The 6,603-nt window shown below is 73.0% G+C and carries 7 protein-coding genes; 3 read left to right on the plus strand and 4 right to left on the minus strand.

Going from position 1 to position 6,603, the window contains the following annotated elements; all coding sequences use genetic code 11:
* Window positions 1–122: 122 nt before the first annotated feature.
* From RIF68_RS22665 to RIF68_RS22675, 3 genes are read left to right on the plus strand one after another with little or no spacing between them, the layout of a single operon-like run.
* Window positions 123–650 carry a hypothetical protein gene (locus RIF68_RS22665; RefSeq protein ID WP_309053125.1) on the plus strand — a complete coding sequence of 176 codons (528 nt, stop codon included), beginning with the start codon at window positions 123–125 and terminating at the stop codon, window positions 648–650.
* A gap of 47 nt (window positions 651–697) precedes the next feature.
* Window positions 698–1,357, plus strand: a complete 660-nt coding sequence (locus RIF68_RS22670) for a pyridoxal 5'-phosphate synthase (RefSeq protein ID WP_309053126.1) — start codon at window positions 698–700, stop codon at window positions 1,355–1,357.
* A 49-nt stretch (window positions 1,358–1,406) separates the two neighbouring features.
* The gene (locus tag RIF68_RS22675) at window positions 1,407–1,655 is read left to right on the plus strand and encodes an SCO4226 family nickel-binding protein (RefSeq protein ID WP_309053127.1); all 249 of its coding nucleotides are present in this window, start codon (window positions 1,407–1,409) and stop codon (window positions 1,653–1,655) included.
* A gap of 21 nt (window positions 1,656–1,676) precedes the next feature.
* On the opposite strand, the gene RIF68_RS22680 is transcribed toward RIF68_RS22675, so the two are convergent.
* The 4 genes from RIF68_RS22680 to RIF68_RS22695 all read right to left on the minus strand — a co-directional run bounded on the left by RIF68_RS22680 (window position 1,677) and on the right by RIF68_RS22695 (window position 6,532).
* Complete coding sequence (locus RIF68_RS22680) at window positions 1,677–3,560, minus strand: AMP-binding protein (protein ID WP_309053128.1); 1,884 nt, start codon at window positions 3,558–3,560, stop codon at window positions 1,677–1,679.
* A gap of 201 nt (window positions 3,561–3,761) precedes the next feature.
* Window positions 3,762–4,352 carry a TetR/AcrR family transcriptional regulator gene (locus tag RIF68_RS22685; protein WP_375165153.1) on the minus strand — a complete coding sequence of 197 codons (591 nt, stop codon included), beginning with the start codon at window positions 4,350–4,352 and terminating at the stop codon, window positions 3,762–3,764.
* Window positions 4,353–4,505: 153 nt separating this feature from the next.
* Entirely contained in the window at window positions 4,506–5,870 is a 1,365-nt protein-coding gene (locus RIF68_RS22690; RefSeq protein WP_309053129.1) for a dicarboxylate/amino acid:cation symporter, read from the minus strand.
* 395 nt (window positions 5,871–6,265) lie between these two features.
* Window positions 6,266–6,532: a DUF4229 domain-containing protein gene (locus RIF68_RS22695; RefSeq protein ID WP_309053130.1), complete on the minus strand. Its 267-nt coding sequence runs from the start codon at window positions 6,530–6,532 to the stop codon at window positions 6,266–6,268.
* Between the last annotated feature and the right edge of the window lie 71 nt (window positions 6,533–6,603).

Genomic DNA, 6,603 nt, shown 5'->3' on the forward strand with positions numbered 1-6,603 from the left:
CCGCTCCCCCGCGAGCGCCGCGTCCGCCGCCGGCGTCGCCGTTTCCGGACCCCGCCCGCCCGCCGGGCCCGGCCGACACCGGGGATACACTGCTCCGCCCCACACGACCGGAGGTCCCCCCGGTGTTCCCCGCACGGATACGTGCCGGTGCCGCGCTGGCTCCGGTGCTCCTCGCCCTGTCCGGCTGCTCCTCCTGGGGCTGCGCCGACACGACGGCGGAGCGCGGCGAGGCCGGTGTGAGCGTGCGGGTCGAGAACACGTACGGTCAGCGCTCCGGCGTCAGCGCCGAGGTCGTCGACTGGCGCCTGCGGCCCCACCCCCAGCTGCCCTCCGAAGGGGACCAGGTCCACTTCACCTACCGCTTCGACGGCGCCGACGAGTATTCCGGCCCCGCTGTGGACGCCTGCGCGGTGGATGAGAAGCGCGTGGCGCTCGGGTGCCGGACGGTCCACGCCTCCGCGGCACGGGCCCGGCCGGACGGCGCTCTCACGGGCGACGACTGGCTCACCGTCGAGCACCCGGGGCAGGTGGCCGCGGTGCTGCTGATCCCCAACGACCGTTCCTACGACCGACCGACCTGCGACCAGGACGTCAAGGACGGTGGCGGGACGCATCCGCCGGCGCCGGCCGGCACGGGGGACCAGCTGTAACGGCGAGCGCATCGCCCGGGGCGTTCCCCGTCCCCTACCGTGGCCCCATGAGCGACTTCCATCACGCCCTGCGCTCGCTGCGCGTCTGGGACACCGTGCTGCCCGTCTTCGGTCCGGAGGGCGCGCCGGAGGAGCCGGTCGGGCTGTTCCGTGAGTGGTTCACGGCGGCCGTGGACGCCGGGCAGAGCGAGGCGCACACGATGTCGCTCGCCACGGCCGGGGAGGACGGGCGGCCGGACGCGCGGATCGTGATGCTGCACGACGTGGACGAGCGGGGCTGGCACTTCGCCTCGCACGCCGGCAGCGCCAAGGGGCGTCAGCTCGCCGCGCGGCCCGAGGCGGCGCTCTGCTTCTACTGGCCGGTCCAGGGGCGGCAGGTGCGGGTGCGGGGGCGGGTCACGGCCGGGACGGCCGAAGAGGCGTACGCGGATCTGCACGCCCGGACCACCGGGGCGCTCGCGTCCGCGCTGGTGGGGCGGCAGAGCGGGGTCCTGGACTCGCCCACGGCGCTGGTGGAGGCGAGTGAGGCGGCCTGGCGGCGGGCGCAGGCGGAGCCCACCGCCCACGCTCCCAGCTGGACCCTGTACGTGGTCGAGCCGGCCGAGGTCGAGTTCTTCCAGGGGGACGAGCGGCGCCGGCACGTCCGCCTGCGCTACCGCCGCGGGCGGGACGGCGGCGGTTGGGTCCGGGAGCTGCTCTGGCCCTGAGCGGGCCGGGCCCGGGGGGCGCACCATGGGAGGTGGAGGTGGGAGAACCATGGCTACGTACATGGACGTGCACCACGGCATGGTGGGCATCACGGCGGACCAGCTGCACGAGGCGCACCAGGCCGATCTGGCCATCGAGAAGGACGAAGGGGTCCACTTCGAGCGGGCCTGGGCGGACCCGTCGTCGGGCACGGTCTACTGCCTGTCGACCGGCCCGTCCGCCGAGGCCGTGCAGCGGGTCCACCAGCGGACCGGCCACGCCGCCGACGAGATCCACGAGGTGTCCCTGACGGTCTGAGGGAGCCGCCCCGGGGCGCCCTCAGGGGGTGCCCCGGTTCCCGTACATCTCCTCGATCTCCCGCGCGAAGTCCCGCAGCACCGCCCGCCGTTTCAGCTTCAGGGACGGCGTCAGGTGGCCGGACGCCTCGGAGAACTCGGTCGTCAGGACCCGGAAGGCGCGGATCGACTCGGCCCGCGCGACCAGCCGGTTGGCGTCGTCCACGGCCCGCTGCACCACGCCGAGCAACTCCTCGTCCCGGGTCAGCTCCCACAACGCCAGATGGTCCTTGCCCCGCATCCGGCGCCAGTGCGCCAGGGCCTCGTGATCGAGGGTGACGAGGGCGGTGACGTACGGGCGCCGGTCGCCCAGCACCACGCACTGGGAGACCAGCGGGTGGGCACGCAGCCAGTCCTCCAGCGGGGCCGGAGCCACGTTCTTGCCGGCCGAGGTGACGAGGATGTCCTTCGCGCGGCCGGTGATCGTCAGGTAACCGTCCTCGTCGAGGGAGCCCAGGTCTCCGGTGGGGAACCAGCCGTCGTCGGTGTGCGGTACGGCCGTCCCCCGCCGGGCGTCCCAGTACCCGGCGAAGACGTGGGGCCCCTTGAGCCACACCTCGCCGTCGTCGGCGATCCGCACGGCGGTGCCCGGAAGGGGCAGGCCGACGGTGCCGGTGCGGGGCCGGTCGGGCGGGGTGACGGTGGTGGCGGCCGTGGTCTCCGTGAGGCCGTACCCCTCGACGACCTCGATGCCCGCGCCGGCGAAGAACTCGGCGAGCCGGGTGCCCAGCGGGGCGCCGCCGCTGATCACGTACCGGACCCGGCCGCCGAGCGCGGCCCTGATCCGGCGGTAGACCAGCGGGTCGTATAGCGCCCGCGCCGCGCGCAGGGTGAGCGGGGGCGCCGTGGTGCGCCCGTAGCGGCGGGCGACGCGGGCGGCCCGGTCGAAGAGGGCGGCCCGGCCGTCGCGTTCGGCGGTGGCGCGGGCGGTGTGGAAGACCTTCTCCAGGACGTAGGGGATGGCGAGCAGGAAGGTGGGGCGGAAGGCGGCGAGGTCGTCGAGGAGTCCACCGCCTTCCACGGAGGGCGCGTGACCGACGCGGACCCGGGCGCGGACGCAGGCCACGGCCACCATCCGGCCGAAGACGTGGGACAGCGGCAGGAAGAGGAGGGTGGCGGCGGGTTCCCCGCCGCCCGGGACGAAGACGGGGTGGAGGAGCCGGACGGCGTTGTCGACCTCGGCGAAGAAGTTGGCGTGGGTGAGGGCGCAGCCCTTGGGGCGGCCGGTGGTGCCGGAGGTGTAGACGAGGGTGGCGAGGGTCTCGGGGGTGAGGAGGCCGCGCCGGGCGGTGACGGTCTCGTCGGCGACCCGCGCGCCGGCCCGCCGCAGCTGGTCGACGGCGCCCGCGCCGAGGACCCACAGGTGGGCGAGGCCGGGCAGCCGCTGCCGTTCGGCGGTGACCGTGCGGGCCTGCGCCGCGTCCTCGACGACACAGCCGACGGCTCCGGAGTCCTGGAGGATCCAGCGGGTCTGGAAGGCGGAGGAGGTCGGGTACACGGGGACGGTGACCAGCCCCGCGGCCCAGGCGGCGAAGTCGAGGAGGGTCCACTCGTAGGTGGTGCGGGCCATCAGGGCGAGCCGGTCGCCGGGGCGCAGGCCGTGCGCGACGAGGCCCTTGGCGACGGCGTGGACGTCGGCGGCGAAGCGGGCGGCGGTGACGTCGTACCACCGGCCCTCGGGGTCCTTGCGCGAGAAGGCGACGGCCTCGGGGTCCCGGCGGGCGTTGTCGTACGGGAGGTCGGCGAGGGAGCCGCGTCGGACGCGGGGCACGAGGGCGGGGACGGAGACCTCCCGTACCCGGCCGTCGACCAGGGTCCTGCGGGGCTCGACCGGTTCACTCGCGGATGCGGCGGGGGCGACGGACACGTGCGGCTCCTCGGTCTTCGGGGGAACTGAGGTGGTGCACTGCGGTCATGCGTCGGTACGGGGTGCTGCGCGGATGTGCGGGTCGCCCGGCGTTCCGGAGGTGCCCGGCGCCCGTGCGGAGCGGTCGCTCCGGGGCGGTCGTTCCTGAACGGGAACCGGCCCCCGCGCGAACCAGCCGGTAACCTTACTGCGCGGTAAGCCTCAGCGGGGAGACCAGCGCTCGCCTTTCATGAGGTTCCCGAGTCCCGCCCACGCGAAGTTCATGAGCGTCGCCGCCGCCTCCCGGGCCGTCACGCCCGGCGTCTCGTTGGCCCAGCCGGCGAGCGACTCGGCCGAGCCGACCAGGGCCTGCGCGAGCGCGGCCACGTCCCGTTCGGTGATGGCGCCCCCGTCGCGCGCCTCGCGCGCCGCCTCCCCGATCAGCCCCGCCACGAACGCCGCGATCCCGTCCCGCAGCCGGGCCGCCTCGGTGGCGAACGGCTCCCCCTGCGTGCGGGCCTGCCGGCTGAGCACCACCCACGCGTCCGGATGGTCCGCGGCGTGGGTGAAGAAGGCGAGCAGCCCCGCCCACAGCCGCTCGTCCGGCGGTACGCCCGGGTCCGCGACGGCCCCGGCCACCGCCGCGAGCAGCGCCTCGGCCTCACGCCGGATGCAGGCGGTGAAGAGGTCCTCCTTGGAGTGGAGGTAGAGGTAGACGAGCGGCTTGGACACCCCGGCCAGCTCGGCGATCTCGTCCATGGACGCCGTCTGGTACCCGTGCCGCGCGAAGCACGTCACGGCCGCGTCCAGCATCTGCCGTTCCCGCACGGCCCGCGGCAGCCTCTTCGTCCCCGCCACGCTCTCCCGCCCCGTTTCCATGATCGTCCGCCGCCCCGCAGAAGCCTACGTGCCCCCTGCCCGGAGCGGGCAGGGGGCACGTGAGGGGGTGCGGCGGAGCGGGACGGGTCAGGCCGTGACCGGCACCGACACCTTCCGCTCGGCCTCGCGTACGCCGGCCGGGCCGTCGGCCAGGTCGTCGATCGGGGACGAGGAGGCGTTCTCGTACGCGGTGACGTCGAGGACCTTCTCGCGGGCGGCGACGATCACCGGGACCAGCGCCTGACCGGCGACGTTCGTGGCGGTGCGGACCATGTCGAGGATCGGGTCGATCGCCATGAGCAGGCCGACGCCCTCCAGCGGGAGACCCAGGGTGGAGAGGGTCAGCGTCAGCATGACCGTCGCGCCGGTCAGACCGGCGGTGGCCGCCGAACCGATGACGGACACGAAGGCGATGAGCAGGTAGTCGCCGATGCCGAGCTGGACGCCGAAGATCTGCGCGATGAAGATCGCGGCCAGCGCCGGGTAGATCGCGGCGCAGCCGTCCATCTTGGTGGTGGCGCCGAACGGGACGGCGAAGGAGGCGTACTCCTTCGGGACGCCGAGGCGCTCGGTGACCTTCTGGGTGACCGGCATGGTGCCGACCGAGGAGCGGGAGACGAAGGCCAGCTGGATGGCGGGCCAGGCGCCCTTGAAGAACTGGAGCGGGTTGACCTTGGCGACCGTGGCGAGCAGCAGCGGGTAGACGCCGAAGAGGACCAGGGCGCAGCCGATGTAGATGTCGGCGGTGAAGGTCGCGTACTTGCCGATGAGGTCCCAGCCGTAGTCGGCGATGGCGAAGCCGATGAGGCCGACGGTGCCGAGCGGGGCGAGCCGGATGACCCACCACAGGGCCTTCTGGAGCAGTTCCAGGACCGACTCGGAGAGGGTGAGGATCGGCTTGGCCTTCTCGCCCAGCTTGAGGGCGGCGATGCCGGCGACGGCGGCCATGAAGACGATCTGGAGGACGTTCAGCTCGGTGAAGGGCGTGATGACGTCGGTCGGCACGATGCCGGTGAGGAAGTCGATCCAGGAACCCTCGCGCTTGGGCAGCTTGCCGTCCTGCGGGGTCAGGCCGGTGCCGGCGCCGGGGTTGGTGATCAGGCCGATCGCGAGGCCGATGGCGACCGCGATCAGGGAGGTGATCATGAACCAGAGCAGGGTGCGGGTGGCGAGCCGGGCGGCGTTGTTCACCTTCCGCAGGTTGGTGATCGAGACCAGGATCGCGAAGAAGACGAGCGGCGCGACGGCCAGCTTCAGGAGCTGGACGAAGATGTCGCCGACCTGGCCGAGGGTCTCCTTGAGCCAGGAGACGTCCTGGCTGCGGGCGATCCAGCCGAGCAGGACGCCGAGGACCAGACCGGCGACGATCTGGGCCCAGAAGGGGACCTTGGGTATCCGGGACGAGGGCTTGACCTCGTGCTCGGTCGCGGGCGCGGAGGCGGACGCGGACACAGACACACTCCACAGGTGCGTATCGGGGAAATACGGGACGGGGGTGCGGCACACACACGCGTTCTCACGCGGGCCGCTGCATGATGCCGGGTCAGAGCGCGCGGCAACAGACCGCGGACATACAGCGGCACAGATCGACGTGCAGGCGCGCCACGAGCGGAACGCTCACGGCGTGGGAGGGGCGCACTGCTGTCGTCATGCCCCACACGTTAACACTTGAACTTTGAGAACCTCAAAGCCCTGCTTTGAGGTACCGAAGCGCCCCCGACGCCTCCGAAACGAAGAAAGCCCCAGGCGGGAGCCCGGAAGGGCACCACCTGGGGCGGATGATCTGTGAGGAAGCTTACGAGCTCTTTCATACGCCCGTCACGGACGGAGGAGCAGCCCGCCAGGGACTACAGGGCGTCCTCGCTGGACCGGTTGGCGTCGAGGCGGCCCTTGGCCCGGTCGACCTTCTCCACGATCTCGGCGCTCATCGCCTCCCGCTGGCCGCGCAGCAGCACGAAGCTCAGCGGGGCGGAGACCACGATCGCGAGGACGAGCACCCAGAGCAGGTTGGAGTCGCCCAGGCCGCGAGGCAGCGCGCCCACGTAGACGAGACCCCACAGGGCGAGGAAGCATCCGGCGAAGATGCCGAGGCGCATCAGCGTGTAGCGGAGCATGCCAGCTCACTCTTTCGTTCCGGGATTTCCCTTACGGGACGACTGTCCTCCAGTGAAGCACGGGGCGGCCC

Source organism: Streptomyces sp., from assembly GCF_031178505.1.
Taxonomy (GTDB): domain Bacteria; phylum Actinomycetota; class Actinomycetes; order Streptomycetales; family Streptomycetaceae; genus Streptomyces; species Streptomyces gulbargensis.

Excerpts from the sequence above, each read along its gene's own strand:
- RIF68_RS22675 (WP_309053127.1), top strand. The coding sequence starts at position 1,407 with ATGGCTACGTACATGGACGTGCACCACGGCATGGTGGGCATCACGGCG.
- RIF68_RS22670 (WP_309053126.1), top strand. The coding sequence starts at position 698 with ATGAGCGACTTCCATCACGCCCTGCGCTCGCTGCGCGTCTGGGACACC.
- RIF68_RS22685 (WP_375165153.1), bottom strand. The coding sequence starts at position 4,352 with ATGCTGGACGCGGCCGTGACGTGCTTCGCGCGGCACGGGTACCAGACG.
- RIF68_RS22695 (WP_309053130.1), bottom strand. The coding sequence starts at position 6,532 with ATGCTCCGCTACACGCTGATGCGCCTCGGCATCTTCGCCGGATGCTTC.